Origin of the sequence: Streptomyces kaniharaensis (assembly GCF_009569385.1) — a bacterium.
Classification (GTDB): Bacteria; Actinomycetota; Actinomycetes; order Streptomycetales; family Streptomycetaceae; genus Kitasatospora; species Kitasatospora kaniharaensis.
On record NZ_WBOF01000001.1, the window covers coordinates 4246538 to 4262500 of the forward strand.

The window sequence follows — 15963 nt, forward strand, 5'->3', positions numbered from 1 at the left end:
CACGAAGGCCCCGCCGCCGATTCTTCTGTGCTCGAACTCCCCTGATGTGAAAGGCCCTTGCTCCACTCATGGCTGAACTGGTGTTCTTCTCGGGCACGATGGACTGCGGCAAGTCGACGCTGGCGCTGCAGATGGACCACAACCACGCGGCCCGCGGCCGGCAGGGGATCATCCTGACCCGGAACGACCGGGCCGGCGCGGCCACCATCTCCAGCCGGCTGGGCCTGCGTGCGAACGCGGTCGAGGTGACCGACGACTTCGACTTCCACACCCATGTGGTGCACCTGCTCTCGGCGGGCGGCCGGGTGGACTACCTGATCTGCGACGAGGCCCAGTTCTTCGCCGCCGAGCAGGTCGACCAGCTGGCCCGCGTGGTGGACGAACTGGAGATCGACGTCTACACGTTCGGCATCACCACGGATTTCCGCACCCGACTGTTCCCGGGTTCGCAGCGGCTGATCGAGCTGGCCGACCGGGTCGAGGTGCTCCAGGTGGAGGCGCTGTGCTGGTGCGGCGCGCGGGCCACCCACAACGCGCGGACGGTCGGCGGCGTGATGGTGGTCGAGGGCGCGCAGGTCGTGGTGGGTGACATCTCGGTGAACGAGGACGAGGTCGGCTACGAGGTGCTGTGCCGTCGGCATCACCGCCGCCGGTTGACCTCGGCGACCTCCGGCGCCTCGGTGCTCTCTCCGGACGTCCTGCCCTTCGAGGAGCAGCAGGCCTAGGGCGTTTCGAGCACGGAGAAGTGCCCGCCCTGCGGGTCGGCCAGCCGGGCGGCGCGGCCGCGGGCGGTGTCGTGCGGTTCGACCAGGACGCGGCCGCCCAGGTCGGCGGCGCGACGGGCCGTCAGGTCGGCGTCGCGTACGGCGAAGTGGACCTGCCAGCGGGGCGGGTGGCCGCGCAGTTCGGCGCCGTGCCGGATGCCGGCGACCGGGCGCCCGTCCACCAGCAGTGCGGATTCATCGCTGTCCGTGGGCCGGACCGGCCGGTTGAGGACCGCGCCGTAGAAGGCGGAGGCGCCTTCCGCGTCGGGGGTGAGCAGTTCGGCCCAGGCCAGTTCGCCGGGTTCGGGGACGGCCTCGCGGCCGGTGAGCTCCTCGCCCTGCCAGAGGCCGAAGACGGCGCCGGAGACGTCGGCGACGATGGCCATCCGCCCGGCGCGTTCGGCCTGGAGCGGTCCGACGGCGACGGTGCCGCCGCATGCGCGGACCAGCTGGGCGGTGTGGTCGGCGCTGTCCACGGCGAAGTAGGTGGTCCACTGCACCGGGAAGCCGGTGGCGGTGGAGACGCCGAGACCGGCGACCGGTTCCCCGTCGAGTTCGGCCCGGACGTAGTCGCCGAGTTGAGTGGGGCCGGGGGAGTAGGTCCAGCCGACCAGGTCGCCGTAGAACGCGCGGGCGCCGGCCAGGTCGTCGGTCAGCAGGCTGACCCAGCACGGCGTGCCCTGGGCCAGCCGGAGTGTCACCGCGGGCAATGCGCGCCTCCTCGGGGGCGGTTGGGCGCACGGGGTGTGCGCAGGGTGATGCTTCCACTCCGGCGCGTGCCGAACCCTCGGGCCGCGCGGAAAATCCGGCAAAGACCGCACAAAGAGCGGCGGTTCGGGAGCGCTGCGCGAGAATGTCCGCCATGACCACCTACAACGACGCTTCCCCGCTGATCTCCGCGGCCAAGCTGCGGGAGGCGCTCGCCTGCGCGCGTCCGCCGGTGCTGCTGGACGTGCGCTACCGGCTCGTGGGCGCGGCCACGTCCGGCCCGACCGCGGCCGAGGAGTACGCGGCGGGGCATCTGCCCGGCGCCCACTTCGTCGACCTGGACCGGGATCTCGCGGCCCCGCCCGGTGCCCCGGGGCGGGGTGGTCGCCATCCGCTGCCGGATCCGGAGGTGTTCGGTGCGGCGATGCGCCGCTTCGGCGTCGCTGCCGACCGCCCGGTCGTGGTGTACGACGGCGGGCCGTCGCTGTCGGCGGCCCGGGCGTGGTGGCTGCTGCGCTGGGCCGGGCACCGGGAGGTCCGGGTGCTGGACGGCGGGTACGCGGCGTGGCTGGCGGCCGGGCTGCCGGTGACGGCCGAGGTGCCGGCGCCGGAGGCGGGAGACTTCAAGCCGGTCCCGGGTCAGCTGCCGGTGGTTGACGCGGACGGCGCGGCGGCGTGGGCGCGCAGCGGTCTGCTGCTGGACGCCCGGGCGGGGGAGCGGTACCGCGGTGAGACGGAGCCGGTGGACCCGCGGGCCGGGCACATCCCGGGCGCGGTGTCGGCGCCGACCGCCGAGAACGTCGGCCCGGACGGGCGGTTCCGGCCGACCGAGGAGCTGGCCGCGCGGTTCCGTGCGCTGGGCGCGGGTGAGACGGAGACGGCCGTGTACTGCGGGTCGGGTGTGACGGCGGCGCACCAGATCCTGGCGCTTGAGGTGGCGGGCCTCCCGGCCACGCTGTACGCGGGGTCGTGGAGCGAGTGGTCGAGCGACGAGACCCGCCCGGTGGCGGTGACCGACCAGCCGGGCTGAGCCCGGGCACGGCGACGGGGCGGGAGGCCGGGCCTCCCGCCCCTTCGTCACCTCTGACTACTCCTGCTTCTTGCGCCGGCTGCCGAAGACGATCTCGTCCCAGCTGGGCACGGTGGCCCGGCGGCCGGGCCGGACGCCGTCCGCCTCGGCCTGCCGGTCGGTGGTGCCGACCAGGCGCTCGCGGTGCGGGGCGACGGCGCGCGGCATCAGGATGTCCGCGTACGCCGAGCCCGCGCCCACGGCGGGTGCCGCGGCGGCCGGCTCCTCGCCCTCCTCCGCGACCTCGGCGGGCACCGGCTCGATCGCGTTGGGTCCGATGGCGAGGTCGCCGCGGAAGGCGGGGACCACGTCGAGCAGGCTGGTCAGCGAGTCCCGGCCCTCGGCGGTGGCCTCGCGCGACTCGCGGACCTCGCGGGCCGACATGATGCGGTCGGCGGAGGGCCGGTCGATCATCGGGCGGGGCGGCCGGTCCTGGGGGAGCCGGGCGATCCGCGGGATGAACGGGAAGACCGACTCCTCCTCGCGCTCGACGTTCTCGCCGATCAGCGCGCGGGCCTCGTCGTCGTTGGGCTGGACCAGGCGCCGGGGCGGGTCGTACGTCCAGGAGGCGCTGCGGCCCTCGCCGTCGGCCCGGTAGGAGAGGATGACCTCCCAGGTGCCGTCGTCGCGCCGCCAGGAGTCCCAGCGTTCGGTGTCCTTCTCGGCCCCGCGCAGCGCGAGCCGCTCGGCGACGGCCTCGCCGAGCTGCGGGCCGGTGGATTCGCCGTTGCGGCGGATGGCGGTCTTTCGGGCGCGTTCGGCCATGAAGGCGCGCTCGGCGAGGACCGGCCCCTCGAAGCGGCGGACCCGGTCGACGGAGATGCCGGCGGCCTGCGCGACCTCCTCGGCGGAGGCACCGGCTCGTATCCGCGCCTGGATGTCCCGGGGGCGCAGGTGGCTCTCGACCTCGATCTCGATCTGGCCGAGGCGCGGCCGGTCGCCGCGGATGGCGGCGCGCAGCCGCTCGTCGATGGGGAGGGTGTACTCCGTGCTGTCGGCAGCTTTGAGCACCAGCCGTGTGCCGTCGTTGCTGACGGCCACAACCCGCAGTTCGGGCACGGTTACCTCCCGGGTGGTGCCTGCCGACGTCACCTGCGTCGCTGCTCCCGTACTGAGTGTGGCCTGCCCGCTCGCGACTGGCCACAACCTTGCTGAGTTCCCCGGCGTGTCGGGATTACGCCCGGGCACGCCACTGTGGCACGGTTGCCTTTTTGCCACGCCATCCGTCGACGTCGCGCCTCGGTGTCCCGCCGTCCCCGCACGCGGAGTGCTCGCGACGATCCGGGAAGGGCGTCGCCGTGCGTGCCTGTGTCGTGGCTCTTCGTCAGTCTGCCGGTGAAGGCGCAGTCGACAAGTCGACCCAAGGCTCAGGCTTTACGAACAGTACTCCATTCGTGGCATCCGAAGGGGCGGCTCGCCGCTCAAGTCTCCCGCGATTCACGGGAATCTCAAGAGCACGCGCCCCCAATGGCGGATCGCCGCCGGATGAACGGTGATCATCTTCACATAAAACGGGAGCGGAGAGCCGCATTTTCGTCCCTTGTGTCCTTCTTTGGGCAAGGGGGGAGTGTCGTGTTTGAAGAACAGTCGTATGAACCGGGGGATGTTGATGCCGGAGCGGACGGCGGATCAGTCCCCGAGCACCCGGCGCAGATAGGGATTGCCGAAGACGCGCTGCGGATCGACCTCGTCGCGCAGCGCGGTGAAGTCGCCGAAGTGCGGGTAGACACCGGCGAGGTACTCGGCGTCGCGGGTGTGGAGCTTGCCCCAGTGCGGGCGGCCCTGGTGAGCGGTCATCAGCTGTTCGACGCCGGTGAAGTAGCCCTGGTCGCGGGTGCCCCGGTAGAGGTGGACGGCGAGGTAGGCGCTGTCGCGGCCGGAGGCGGTGGAGAGCCAGAGGTCGTCGGCGGGGGCGAAGCGGACCTCCACCGGGAAGCTGATCCGCCAGTCGGATCGTTCGATCAGCGCTTTCAGCTCGCGCAGCACGTCGGCGACGGCCGCGCGCGGCACCGCGTACTCCATCTCGACGAAGCGGACCTTGCGCGCGCTGGTGAACACCCTGTGCGAGGCGTCGGTGTAGCTGCGGTCGGACCAGGCGCGGCTGGCCAGCGAGGCGATGGCGGGAATGCTGCCGGGGAAGCGGCGGCCGACCCGGCAGGCGCCCTCCCAGACGGTGTTGGAGAGGAAATCGTCCTCCAGCCACTCCTTGAAGCGGGGAAGCGGGGCGGCCGGGCCCTGGCTGCGGTTGTTGCGCTTGGTGGAGCAGCGGTCGGTGTGCGGGAACCAGTAGAACTCGAAGTGCTCGTTGACGGCGGTGAGGTCGTCGAGGCGTTCGAGCACCTCGTCGAAGCGCATCGGCTGTTCGTGTGCGGTGAGCAGGAAGGCCGGTTCGACGGCGAAGGTGAGCGCGGTGATCACGCCGAGCGCACCGAGGCCGAGCCGGGCGCCCTCGAAGAGCCGGGGGTGCTCGGTCGGGGAGCAGCGCCGGACGGTGCCGTCGGCGAGGACGATCTCCAGGGCGCGGATCTGGGCGGCGAGCGAGCCGGAGTCGCGGCCGGTGCCGTGGGTGCCGGTGCTGGTGGCGCCGGCCACGGTCTGGACCTCGATGTCGCCCATGTTGGTGAGGGAGAGGCCCTCGGCGGCGAGGAGCCGGTTGAGCCGGTGGAGCGGGAGGCCGGACTCGACGGTGACGGTGCCGGCCGCGCGGTCGATCTCGCGGACGGCGGTGAACGCGTGGGGGCGGATCTGGACGCCGTCGCCGGCGGAGGCGATCGAGGTGAACGAGTGACCGGAGCCGACGGCCTTGACGGTGCGGCCCTGGTCGGCGGCGCGCAGGATTTCCTTGGCCAGTTCCTCCGCGGTGCCGGGCGTGGCCACCCGGGCGGGGTGGGCGCTCTGGTTGCCGGCCCAGTTGGTCCAGCGGGTGCGGGTCGCGGTACTGGCCTGGGGCATCGTGCTGCCTCCTGCTCCGTGGCCGAACGGGGTCGGCGGGGGTCCGGGGCGGTGGGGCCGCCCGTGGGGCCTGTCCTAGGGGGGCGCGCGCCCCTCTACCCGCGGGTAGGCCCGCGAGTAGGGAGGAGAGTAGTCAGTTCACCGTTCGAGGTCTACCGGTTGCGCGGCGGGCTCGTGGGGCTCGGTGGCGGGGACGCCGGCCCGCAGGCGGGGCAGCCCGACCAGGGCGACGAGGACGCCGAAGACCCCGGCGACCAGCGGCACCCAGTAGCCGGCGGCGGCACCGGAGGCGTCGACCACCCAGCCGCCGGCCGAGGAGCCGAAGGCCACGCCGAGGGCGAGCCCGGTCGTGGTCCAGGCCATGCCCTCGGTGAGCTGGGCGGCTGGGACGAGTCGTTCGACCAGGGCCATCGCGGAGATCAGGGTGGGGGAGATGGCGACGCCGGCGAACAGCAGGGCGGCGCCGGCCGCGACCAGCCCGCCGATGCCGTGCATGCCGCCGGCGACGAGCAGGATCGGGACCATGGTGAGCGCCATCATCACCACGCCCGCGAAGAACCGGGTGGCCAGCGGGTTCGTGGGCTTGAGCGTGCCGTAGACGATGCCGGCGAGGCCGGAGCCGAGCGCCCAGACGGCGAGGACGAAGCTGGCGAGCCCCTTGTGGCCCTGGGCGTCGGCGAAGGCGACGGTGACGATCTCGACGGAGCCGAAGATCGCGCCGGTGGCGATGAAGGTGAGCACCAGGACGACCAGGCCGCCGTTGAGGATGGCGCTGCCGCCGCTGCGGGCCGCGGCCGGGTGGACCGGCGGCTCGGTGCGGCGCTGGGCGGTGAACAGGACGATGCCGACGGTGAGCGCGATGACGGCCGCGAGCGCCCCGGACTCGGGGAAGAGGTTGGTGGCCAGGCCGATGACGAGGATGGGGCCGACGATGAAGCAGAACTCGTCGACCACCGCCTCGAACGAGTAGGCCGTGTGCAGCTTGGCCGGGTCCTCCCGGTACAGGTGGGCCCAGCGGGCGCGGACCATGGCGCCGGCGCTGGGCATCACGCCCATCCCGACGGCGAACAGGAACAGCGTCCAGGACGGCGCGCCGAAGTGGGCGCAGAGCAGCAGTCCGGCCGCGGCGGCGACGGTGAGCGCGGCGGCGGGGAGGGCGACGCGGCGCTGCCCGTGCCGGTCGACCAGCCAGGAGACCGCCGGCCCGAGCGCGGCGGCGGCCAGTGCCAGCGTCGCCGAGACCGCACCCGCCACCCCGTACGACCCTCTCAGCTGGGAGAGCATGGTCACGATGCCTATGCCCGCCATGGAGATCGGCAGGCGGGCCATGAAGCCGGCGGAGGAGAAGGCCAGCGTGCCGGGGGCGGCGAAGATCTGGCGGTAGCTGGACAGCACGGGGGAGCTCCGTGGGGCGTAAGGAACATGGCTGGTGAACACAGCTTACGTGCGTTGGCAAACGGTATTTTCCGGACACCCGCGCCGCCCCGCCGACGGCATACCGCCCCTCAATGGCAGGATCGGTGCCATGTCCGACGCGCGCAAACCCTCCCTCACCGGCGCCGCCCCCTACGACGCCCTCCTGCTGCTGTCCTTCGGCGGACCCGAGGCCCCCGAGGACGTCGTGCCGTTCCTGGAGAACGTCACCCGCGGCCGGGGAATCCCGCAGCAACGCCTGAAGGAGGTGGGCAAGCACTACTTCCTGTTCGGCGGCGTGAGCCCGATCAACGAGCAGAACCGTCAGCTGCTGGCCGCGCTGCGCAAGGACTTCGCCGAGCACGGCCTGGACCTGCCGGTCTACTGGGGCAACCGGAACTGGGCGCCCTACCTGGTCGACACCCTGCGCGAGATGGCCGCCGACGGGCACCGCCGGATCGCCGTCCTCGCCACCAGCGCCTACGCCGGCTACTCCGGCTGCCGCCAGTACCGCGAGAACCTGGCCGACGCGCTCGCCACCCTCGCCGAGGAGGGCCACCCCGAGCTGCGGGTCGACAAGCTGCGGCACTTCTACAACCACCCCGGCTTCGTCGAGCCGATGATCGACGCCACCGTCGCCGCCCTGGCGGAGCTGCCCGCCGAGGTGCGGGCCGGTGCGCGGCTGGCGTTCACCACCCACTCCATCCCGGACGCGATGGCCGAGACCTCCGGGGCCCCGGACGACCCGGCCCGCGGCCGGCCGGGCGGCGCCTACGTCGCCCAGCACCTGGACGTCGCCCAGCTGATCGCCGAGGCGGTCGCCGAGCGCACCGGGGTCGCCGACCGGCCGTGGGAGCTGGTCTTCCAGAGCCGCAGCGGCGCCCCGCACATCCCGTGGCTGGAACCGGACATCTGCGACCACCTGGAGGCCCAGCACGCCGACGGTGCACCGGCCGTCGTGATGGTCCCGATCGGCTTCGTCTCCGACCACATGGAGGTCAAGTACGACCTCGACACCGAGGCCGTCGCCAAGGCCGCCGACCTCGGTCTGCCGGTCGCCCGGGCCGCCACCGTCGGCGCCGACCCGCGGTTCACCGCCGCCGTGCGCGAGCTGGTCCTGGAGCGGGCCGCCACCGAGCGCGGCGAGCCCGTCGCCCGCTGCGCCCTCGGGGCGCTCGGCCCCAGCCACGACGTGTGCGCGGTGGCCTGCTGCCCCAACCCGCGCGCCCCCCGCCCGGCCGCCGCCGAGCGCTGACTGACCCGTACCGGAGGAGAACCCCGTGCCCAGCCCCGCCCTGCCCGACGACCGGCTGCTCGACGACCTGCTCGACGTGGCCCTGGACGCGGCCCGCCGGGCCGGCGCCCTGCTGCGCGACGGCCGGCCCGTCGACCTGGGCGTGGCCGGCACCAAGAGCAGCCCGGTCGACGTGGTCACCGAGATGGACATCGCCTCCGAGAAGCTGGTCCTGGAACTGATCACCGAGCGCCGCCCGCAGGACGCCTACCTCGGCGAGGAGGGCGCCGAGCGCCCCGGCACCAGCGGGGTGCGCTGGGTCGTCGACCCGCTCGACGGCACCGTCAACTACCTGTACGGACTGCCGTCCTGGGCGGTGAGCGTGGCCGCCGAGGTGGACGGCCGGGCGGCCGTCGGCGTGGTGTACGCCCCGGCGCGCGGCGAGTTGTTCCACGCCGTCCTCGGCCGGGGCGCCCGCCTGGACGGCCGGCCGATCTCGGCGCGCCCGGCCCCGCCGTGGGGGCAGGCGCTGATCGGCACCGGCTTCAACTACGTCCAGACGGTACGGGTCCGGCAGGCCGAGGTGCTGCTGGCCCTGATGCCCGAGGTGCGGGACGTCCGCCGGGGCGGCGCCGCCGCGGTGGACCTGTGCGACGTCGCCGCCGGGCGGCTGGACGGCTACTACGAGCGCGGCCTGGCAGCCTGGGACCGGGCCGCGGGCTGCCTGATCGCCGCCGAGGCCGGAGCCCTGATCGGCGGCCGGCCCGGGCACGGCCCGGACGGCGAACTGACCGTCGCCGCCGTCCCCGGTGTGTACGAGCCGCTCCAGGAACGCCTGGCCGCGCTGCGCGCCTGGGCGGACTGAGCGGGGTCACCCCCGGATCACGGGCAAACGAAGAGCCCTGGCATGCACGGGATGCCAGGGCTTGGGGTTTCGCACGGCCCCCTCAGGGCCGCTGGTGCCGGAGGACCGGCGTCGGGTCAGGCGGCTCGGCGCGTCACGCGGCGGTGCGGTGGCGCTCCAGCGTGGTGTCCACGCCGTGCTCGGCGGCGAGTCGGCGGAGGTCGTCCAGCTCGGACTGCTCCACCTCGGCGAGGTAGTCGTCCCCGGCCTCGATCGCGCGGTGCAGATCCTGCTCGGCGTTGGCTATGCGCTGCAGGATTCCGGCCTTGAAGGCGTCCATACGGGCCCCCTTACTGTGTCGGACGTGCACGGTCGTGCGCTCTCCGCCCTGTGGTGGTCCGGTCGACGGAAGCGCCCGAGCCGGCGGGTCTGCTGCTCCGGTCGGGCGCGGAGACGGCCTTGGCCGCTCCCGGTGACGTCCCAGCCCCAGGGCCGGCGCGGATGAACGCACGGCGGGTGGGTGCGATCGGCCAACAGCCAGATCGCGGGTGTGCAGCTGTCCTCCCCACCCCGGGCGCCGGGAAACCTGCCCGTGCGAGAAAGTTGCCCGTGTCACAGTCCAACCGGACTGGTCAGGACACGAACGGCGACCCGCGGCCCCCACCCGAGCGTGCCCGGGCGGCAGTTTATCGCTGCTTTACCGAAGGACCAGGCAGGATGGAGGCACCGTCGGAGCCGCGCGTCCGCTTCCGGGGCCGGCCTTGAGAAGGGACAACGACCGTGCGGGTTCTCGTCGTCGAGGACGAGCAGCTGCTCGCCGAGGCCGTCGCCACCGGCCTGCGCCGCGAGGCGATGGCCGTCGACGTGGTGTACGACGGGGAGGCCGCGCTCCAGCGCATCGCGGTCAACGACTACGACGTCGTGGTGCTGGACCGCGACCTGCCGCTGGTCCACGGCGACGACGTCTGCCGCAAGGTGGTCGAGCAGGGCCTGGCGACCCGGGTGATCATGCTGACCGCCTCCGGCGACATCAGCGACCGCGTCGAGGGCCTGGAGATCGGCGCGGACGACTACCTTCCGAAGCCGTTCGCCTTCAGCGAACTCGTCGCCCGGGTAAGGGCGCTGGGCCGCCGCGCGACCATCCCGCTGCCGCCCGTCCTGGAGCGCGCCGGCATCTCGCTCGACCCGGGCCGCCGCGAGGTGATCCGCGACGGACGCACCGTCCAGCTCGCGCCCAAGGAGTTCGCCGTCCTGGAGGTGCTGATGCGGGCCGGCGGCGCCGTCGTCTCCGCCGAGCAACTCCTGGAGAAGGCCTGGGACGAGCACACCGACCCGTTCACCAACGTTGTGCGCGTCACCGTGATGACGCTGCGCCGCAAGCTCGGCGACCCGCCGGTGATCGTTACCGTCCCGGGCTCCGGCTACCGGATCTGACCGGAATCCGCCCCCGGATTCCCGCACCGCGCCCGCTCCGGCGGACGCCCCGAGAGGACCGTCATGACCACCCCGCCCCCGGCCGGCGGGCCCTCCGGTGCGCCCGCCGGCGGCCCGCGCGCCCTACCGCCCAAGCCCGCCCACCCGCCGCGTGCGCCGCGGCTGCACCAGCCCGCGCACCACACCCCCGGCGACGGCATGCTCGCCTGGCTGCCCTTCCGCCCCACCATCCGCATGCGGCTCACCCTGCTCTACGGCGGCATGTTCCTGATGGCCGGCGTCGTCCTGCTGCTGCTGATGTACGTCTTCTTCCAGGACTCCGTACAGACCCTCGCACCGCGCAAGTTCGACTTCTCGGGCTACATCACGGTCGACGGAGTCCAGGTGAACAGCGGGCAGTTCAACCAGGGCCTGACCAGCGACTACCTCGCGCGCTCCCACACCGCGCTCAACACCCTGCTGCGCAAGTCGCTCACCATGCTCGTCTGTCTCGCCGTGATCGCCTTCGCGGCCGGCTACGCGATGGCCGGCCGGGTGCTGCGCCCGCTCGGCCGGATCACCCGCACCGCGCGCGACGTCGCCTCCTCCGACCTGCACCGGAGGATCGAGCTGGACGGGCCGGACGACGAGCTCAAGGAACTCGCCGACACCTTCGACGACATGCTCGACCGGCTGGACCGCTCGTTCGACTCCCAGCGCCGCTTCGTCGCCAACGCCTCGCACGAGCTGCGGACACCCCTGGCGATCAACCGCACGCTGCTGGAGGTCCAGCTCTCCGACCCCGAGGCCTCACCCGACCTCCAGCAGCTCGGCAAGACCCTGCTGGCCACCAACGAGCGCAGCGAGCAGCTGGTCGAGGGCCTGCTGCTGCTCGCGCGGAGCGAGAACGAGCTGACCGAGCGCCGCCCGGTGGAGCTCTCCGAGGTCGCCACCAGGGCGCTGGAACAGACCCGCGCCGAGGCCGGTCGACGCGAGGTCGAGCTGCGCTCCACGCTCTATCCGACCGTGGTCGCGGGCAACGGCGTGCTGCTGGAGCGGCTCGCGCTCAACCTGCTGCAGAACGCCGTCCGCTACAACACCCCGGGCGGCTGGGTCGAGCTGACCACCGCCGAGGTGCCGGGCGGCGGCGAGCTGGTCGTCTCCAACACCGGCCCGGTGGTGCCCCAGTACGAGCTGGAGCACATCTTCGAGCCGTTCCGCCGGATCAAGGGCGCCGACCGCACCCGTAGCGACAAGGGGGTCGGGCTCGGCCTGTCCATCGTCCGCTCGGTGGTCCGCGCCCACGGAGGCGCCATCGAGGCCACTCCGCGTCCCGGTGGCGGCCTCACCATGCGGGTCCGCATCCCCGGCCCCTGACCCCGCCCGCGGGCCGCTCCGGGGCCCACCGCGCGGCCGCGCCGTCGCCCTCCGTGAGCGACCGTTTCCAGCCGCCCCCGCCAGGCCGTCAAGACGACATAAGGCCTGGCGGGGGCGGCTTGTCTTTTCCTGGCCCGGCAACTTACGGTGTCGTAACCTACGCAACCGTAAGTGCGTCCGTCCGTGCGTCCGCCGACTTCCCGCCCAACGCGCCCGTCCCCGAGCGTGCCGTCCCCCTGGAGCAAGACCCGTGACCATCGCCCCCGCGCAGCGCAGCACCTCGCTCGGATCGAGCGCCTGGACCGACACGCGGCTGATCCTGGCCCTCGAAGAGGTCGTGGAGAAGGAGCTCGACCGCCACCTAGGCGTGGCCAAGGAGTGGATGCCGCACGAGTACGTCCCGTGGAGCCGGGGCCGCGACTTCGACGGCGTGCTCGGCGGCGAGGCCTGGGCGGTGGAGCAGTCCCAGGTGACCCCGCTCGGCCGGGTCTCGCTCGTGGTCAACCTGCTCACCGAGGACAACCTGCCCAGCTACCACCACGAGATCGCGAGCATGTTCGGCCGCGAGGGCGCCTGGGGCACCTGGGTGCACCGCTGGACCGCCGAGGAGGGCCGGCACGGCATAGCCATCCGCGACTTCCTGCTCGCCACCCGGGCCGTCGACCCGGTCGAGCTGGAGCGGGCCCGGATGTCGCACATGTCCGAGGGCTTCGAGTCCGACAACGCGCACAGCATGCTGCACTCCGTCGCGTACGTGGCGTTCCAGGAGCTCGCCACCCGCATCGCGCACCGCAACACCGGCAAGTACGCCGGCGACCCGCTCTGCGAGCAGATGCTGGCGAAGATCGCCAACGACGAGAACCTGCACATGGTCTTCTACCGGAACCTGCTCAAGGCCGCCCTGGAGATCGCCCCCGACCAGGCCATGCGGGCCATCGCCGACGTGGTCACCAACTTCCGGATGCCCGGCCACGGCATCCCCGGCTTCGAGCGCGCGGCCGCCCAGATCGCCCTCGGCGGGGTGTATAACCTGCGCATCCACCACGACGACGTGCTCCAGCCGGTGCTGCGGCACCTGCGGGTGATGGAGATCGACGGCCTCGGCGCGGAGGGCCTGATGGCCCAGGACGAGCTCGGCGTCTTCCTGGACGAGCTGGACGGGCAGGCCCGCAAGTTCGAGGAGCGGCAGGCCGCGATGCTGGCCCGCCGGGCCGCGCGCAAGAGCGCCTAGCACGCCTGGCATGCCCTCGGGGCGGCCGTCCGCCGCGGCGTCGCCGCTCCGGGGGCGCGTGGGCGGGGGACCGCCCCGGGGCCCGGCGGCCGCCCGACCGGGCTGGGTAGATTTTCCGCGATTTGTCCCGGAAGATTCCGAACGTGAGCAAGCTCACACCGTGTCGCTCCGTGACGTGGGCCGATCCCGGAGAGTGATGATCTTCGCGATGGGTTCGATTGCCGTCCGTGACCGGAACCCTGCCCTGGGGCCGCCCATGGGATTGACCCGACCCCTTGGCGGGCAAGGGACATGGCAGGTACCGGTACGGCCTACGCTCACTGTGAGTGGCCGTCGAGCAGGACCCGACCGAGGCCGGAGATGGCCCAGCGTGAGGCCTCCCACACCCCGGCGGATCACCCCAACGGACCCCTGGCTGAGTGTCGATTGAGTAACAGGGCTTGAAGTAAGGCAAAATCTCCGCCTCGGGTCGGGCACAAGACCGGCCCCCCATGCGTTACGTGCGCTGGAGATACCGCACACCGCACAACCCGGAGGGGGAGAGCGAAAAATGGCAACGGACTACGACACCCCACGCAAGACCGACGACGAGCTCAACGAGGACAGCATCGAGGAACTCAAGGCTCGACGGAACGACAAGGGCGGAAGCTCTGTCGACGTCGACGAGTTCGATGCGGCCGAGGGCATGGAGCTCCCCGGCGCCGACCTCTCGAACGAGGAGCTCGCCGTCCGGGTGCTGCCGAAGCAGGCCGACGAGTTCACGTGCATGAGCTGCTTCCTGGTGCACCACCGCAGCCAGCTCTACAGCGAGAAGAACGGCAACCCGATCTGCCGGGACTGCGGCGCCTGAGCACCGCGGCGGACATGGCCCGGCGCCCGCGGCTCACGCGGGACCGGCACCCCGCCCCTTCCGGCTCCGGGCAGCGGAGCCGGACGGCAGGTCCGGTGGCCGTCCGGGCGGACGGCACCGGCAGGTCCGGGCAGGACAAAGTCGTAGGGACGGTCCCGCAGCAGCGGAACCGTCCCTCTTCGTATGTCCCTGTCCTGGGGTGCTACGCCCGGGCGCCGCGCCGGGCCTCCTCCAGCGCCTCCGCCAGCTTCATCGGCGAGCGCGTCGACAGATAGAGGTACGGCGTCGGGTCGGTCGGGTCGGTCACCTCGACGCGCAGCGCCGTCGGGACGTAGCTGCGCAGCAGCATGAAGGCCCGCGCGTCGGACTTCGGCCCGCGCCAGGCGACCGCCTCGGCCGGGCTCAGCGCGTGCGCGGCGCCCAGGGCGTCCACCGGGATCCGGGCCGGGCCGGCCACCAGCGAGCCCTGCACCACGCGGATGCGGGCCGAGCCGTAGCTGCTGATCGCGACCGCGCCGACGGCGATCCCGACGACCAGCCCGATCAGCGCGCCCAGCCCGCTGACCCGCAGCAGGATCAACGCGAGCGCGAGCCCGGTCACGACCGGGAACAGCCACCAGGAGCGGGGCACGGTGAGGCGTTCGTCGTACATGCCCTCCATTGTGGGCGTCCTAAGGGCCGGGCCGGGACGGCACCCCCGCCCGCCGCCTCCCTACCGGTCGGTAGGTTCTCGGTAGGCTTCCTCACCGTGACCGGTACGACTACCCCCATCACCCCCACCGACTTGCCCGCGCCCGCGATGCCGCCGTCCCCGACCACGCCGCCGCCGGACGCGGTGCTGCCCCCGCGGGCCCCCGAGGCGCCCGCCCCCGGTACCCGGCTCGGCTCCCACTACGAGCACTGCTTCGGCTGCGGCCCGCAGCACCCCGGCGGCCTGCGGATCGACGCGGTCGCCGGCGAAGGGCTCGACGTCACCGCCGAGTTCACCGTCCGCGACGTCCACCAGGGCGGCCCCGGCCTCGCACACGGCGGCCTGCTGACCACCGCCATGGACGAGACGCTCGGCACGCTCAACTGGCTGCTGCACGCCCCCGCCGTCACCGGCCGGCTGGAGACCGACTTCCTCTGCCCCGTCCCCGTCGACTCCGTGCTGCACCTGCGCGCCTGGGTCACCGGTGTGCACGGCCGCAAGATCTACAGCGCCGGCGAGGCCCGGATCGGCGGCCCGGACGGACCGGTCGCGGTTCGGGCGCAGGCACTCTTCATCCAGGTGAAGCTGGAACACTTCACCACGCACGGTCGTCCCGAGGACATCGGGAAGGTCCTCGACGACCCGGACCTGATGAAGCGCGCACGAGCCTTTGAGGTGAACCCTTGAGCAACGCCCCCCAGCCGCCGCTGGACGTCCTGATCAGGCGCATCGACCCCGAGCTGCCGCTGCCCGCCTACGCGCAGCCCGGTGACGCGGGAGCCGATCTGCGGACCACCGTCGACGCCGAGCTGGCGCCCGGCGAGCGGGCCGTGCTGCCCACCGGCATCGCCATCGCCCTCCCGGACGGCTACGCGGCCTTCGTCCACCCCCGCTCCGGGCTGGCAGCTCGTTGCGGTGTTGCCCTCGTGAACGCCCCGGGGACGGTCGATGCCGGGTACCGTGGAGAGATCAAGGTGATCGTCGTCAATCTGGACCCGCGCGAGGGAGTCAGCTTCCGCCGAGGGGACCGGATCGCCCAGCTGGTCATCCAGCAGGTCGAGAAGGCCCACTTCCACGAGGTGGCCGAGCTGCCCGGGTCGGCACGCGCCGAGGGCGGGTTCGGGTCGACCGGCGGCCATGCCGCGGTCTAGCATTCCCGCGGCCTCGCAGGAAGCCGAGCAGGTATTCGCATCGGTCTAGGACCGGGAAGGACAGTGACCGTGTTCCGTCGTCGCCAGAAGAGCGAGGACGCTGTCGAGCAGCTCGCCGACGACGCCATCAGCGCCGACGAGACGGCCGATGACGTCGAAGGTTCCGCCGAGAGCGAGAACGTGACCGAGCTGGACCCGGCCGACCGGGTCGGCTTGCCGCCGGCCCCGCGGCCGGACGGTCCGTGGGACCACTCCGAGCTGGAGAA

Annotated in this window: 17 protein-coding genes (1 of these 17 running past the window's edge); 11 read left to right on the forward strand and 6 right to left on the reverse strand. The window is 72.8% G+C overall.

Features of this window, described 5'->3' with window-relative positions:
• Positions 1 to 68: 68 nt before the first annotated feature.
• The gene (locus F7Q99_RS19045) at positions 69 to 725 is read left to right on the forward strand and encodes a thymidine kinase (protein ID WP_153463023.1); all 657 of its coding nucleotides are present in this window, start codon (positions 69 to 71) and stop codon (positions 723 to 725) included.
• Here the strand turns inward: F7Q99_RS19045 and F7Q99_RS19050 are convergent.
• Positions 722 to 1465: a VOC family protein gene (locus F7Q99_RS19050; RefSeq protein WP_326847231.1), complete on the reverse strand. Its 744-nt coding sequence runs from the start codon at positions 1463 to 1465 to the stop codon at positions 722 to 724. The two genes, F7Q99_RS19045 and F7Q99_RS19050, sit on opposite strands and share 4 nt — an antisense overlap.
• A 161-nt stretch (positions 1466 to 1626) precedes the next feature.
• On the opposite strand from F7Q99_RS19050, the gene F7Q99_RS19055 reads away from it, so the two are divergent.
• Complete coding sequence (locus tag F7Q99_RS19055) at positions 1627 to 2502, forward strand: sulfurtransferase (RefSeq protein WP_153463027.1); 876 nt, start codon at positions 1627 to 1629, stop codon at positions 2500 to 2502.
• A 57-nt stretch (positions 2503 to 2559) separates the two neighbouring features.
• Here the strand turns inward: F7Q99_RS19055 and sepH are convergent, their stop codons facing one another.
• The 3 genes from sepH to F7Q99_RS19070 all read right to left on the reverse strand — a co-directional run bounded on the left by sepH (position 2560) and on the right by F7Q99_RS19070 (position 6888).
• The gene (sepH, locus tag F7Q99_RS19060; RefSeq protein ID WP_326846861.1) at positions 2560 to 3633 is read right to left on the reverse strand and encodes a septation protein SepH; all 1074 of its coding nucleotides are present in this window, start codon (positions 3631 to 3633) and stop codon (positions 2560 to 2562) included.
• Positions 3634 to 4170: 537 nt separating this feature from the next.
• Positions 4171 to 5493 carry a D-arabinono-1,4-lactone oxidase gene (locus F7Q99_RS19065; RefSeq protein WP_153463031.1) on the reverse strand — a complete coding sequence of 441 codons (1323 nt, stop codon included), beginning with the start codon at positions 5491 to 5493 and terminating at the stop codon, positions 4171 to 4173.
• A gap of 138 nt (positions 5494 to 5631) precedes the next feature.
• Complete coding sequence (locus F7Q99_RS19070) at positions 5632 to 6888, reverse strand: MFS transporter (RefSeq protein ID WP_326846862.1); 1257 nt, start codon at positions 6886 to 6888, stop codon at positions 5632 to 5634.
• A 130-nt stretch (positions 6889 to 7018) separates the two neighbouring features.
• On the opposite strand from F7Q99_RS19070, the gene F7Q99_RS19075 reads away from it, so the two are divergent.
• Positions 7019 to 8161, forward strand: a complete 1143-nt coding sequence (locus F7Q99_RS19075; RefSeq protein WP_153463033.1) for a ferrochelatase — start codon at positions 7019 to 7021, stop codon at positions 8159 to 8161.
• A gap of 25 nt (positions 8162 to 8186) precedes the next feature.
• Positions 8187 to 9005, forward strand: coding sequence for an inositol monophosphatase family protein (locus tag F7Q99_RS19080; protein WP_326846863.1), 819 nt, complete (start codon positions 8187 to 8189; stop codon positions 9003 to 9005).
• Positions 9006 to 9138: 133 nt separating this feature from the next.
• Here the strand turns inward: F7Q99_RS19080 and F7Q99_RS19085 are convergent, their stop codons facing one another.
• A complete protein-coding gene (locus F7Q99_RS19085; RefSeq protein WP_153463035.1) occupies positions 9139 to 9324 on the reverse strand; it encodes a hypothetical protein in 186 nt (61 codons plus the stop codon).
• Between the two features lie 440 nt (positions 9325 to 9764).
• Between F7Q99_RS19085 and F7Q99_RS19090 the strand changes: the two genes are divergently transcribed.
• The 4 genes from F7Q99_RS19090 to F7Q99_RS19105 all read left to right on the forward strand — a co-directional run bounded on the left by F7Q99_RS19090 (position 9765) and on the right by F7Q99_RS19105 (position 13855).
• Positions 9765 to 10418 (forward strand): response regulator transcription factor, encoded by a 654-nt coding sequence (locus F7Q99_RS19090; protein WP_030057689.1) that lies wholly within the window; start codon positions 9765 to 9767, stop codon positions 10416 to 10418.
• A gap of 63 nt (positions 10419 to 10481) precedes the next feature.
• Positions 10482 to 11774, forward strand: a complete 1293-nt coding sequence (locus F7Q99_RS19095; protein WP_153463037.1) for a sensor histidine kinase — start codon at positions 10482 to 10484, stop codon at positions 11772 to 11774.
• Between the two features lie 250 nt (positions 11775 to 12024).
• Positions 12025 to 13005 carry an acyl-ACP desaturase gene (locus tag F7Q99_RS19100; protein ID WP_326846864.1) on the forward strand — a complete coding sequence of 327 codons (981 nt, stop codon included), beginning with the start codon at positions 12025 to 12027 and terminating at the stop codon, positions 13003 to 13005.
• 550 nt (positions 13006 to 13555) lie between these two features.
• Complete coding sequence (locus F7Q99_RS19105; RefSeq protein ID WP_030285479.1) at positions 13556 to 13855, forward strand: DUF4193 domain-containing protein; 300 nt, start codon at positions 13556 to 13558, stop codon at positions 13853 to 13855.
• A gap of 202 nt (positions 13856 to 14057) precedes the next feature.
• Here the strand turns inward: F7Q99_RS19105 and F7Q99_RS19110 are convergent, their stop codons facing one another.
• On the reverse strand, positions 14058 to 14507 hold the full coding sequence (locus F7Q99_RS19110; protein ID WP_407697803.1) for a DUF3093 domain-containing protein: 450 nt from the start codon (positions 14505 to 14507) through the stop codon (positions 14058 to 14060).
• Between the two features lie 147 nt (positions 14508 to 14654).
• On the opposite strand from F7Q99_RS19110, the gene F7Q99_RS19115 reads away from it, so the two are divergent.
• The 3 genes from F7Q99_RS19115 to F7Q99_RS19125 all read left to right on the forward strand — a co-directional run.
• Positions 14655 to 15233, forward strand: coding sequence for a PaaI family thioesterase (locus F7Q99_RS19115; RefSeq protein ID WP_153466386.1), 579 nt, complete (start codon positions 14655 to 14657; stop codon positions 15231 to 15233).
• Positions 15230 to 15697 (forward strand): dUTP diphosphatase, encoded by a 468-nt coding sequence (dut, locus tag F7Q99_RS19120; protein WP_153463041.1) that lies wholly within the window; start codon positions 15230 to 15232, stop codon positions 15695 to 15697. The genes F7Q99_RS19115 and dut overlap by 4 nt, the downstream gene beginning before the upstream one ends.
• 69 nt (positions 15698 to 15766) lie before the next feature.
• Positions 15767 to 15963, forward strand: the start of a protein-coding gene (locus F7Q99_RS19125) for a DUF3710 domain-containing protein (RefSeq protein ID WP_326846865.1). It continues 604 nt past the right edge of the window; 197 of the gene's 801 nt are visible here — the first part of the coding sequence; the start codon lies at positions 15767 to 15769; the stop codon falls past the right edge of the window.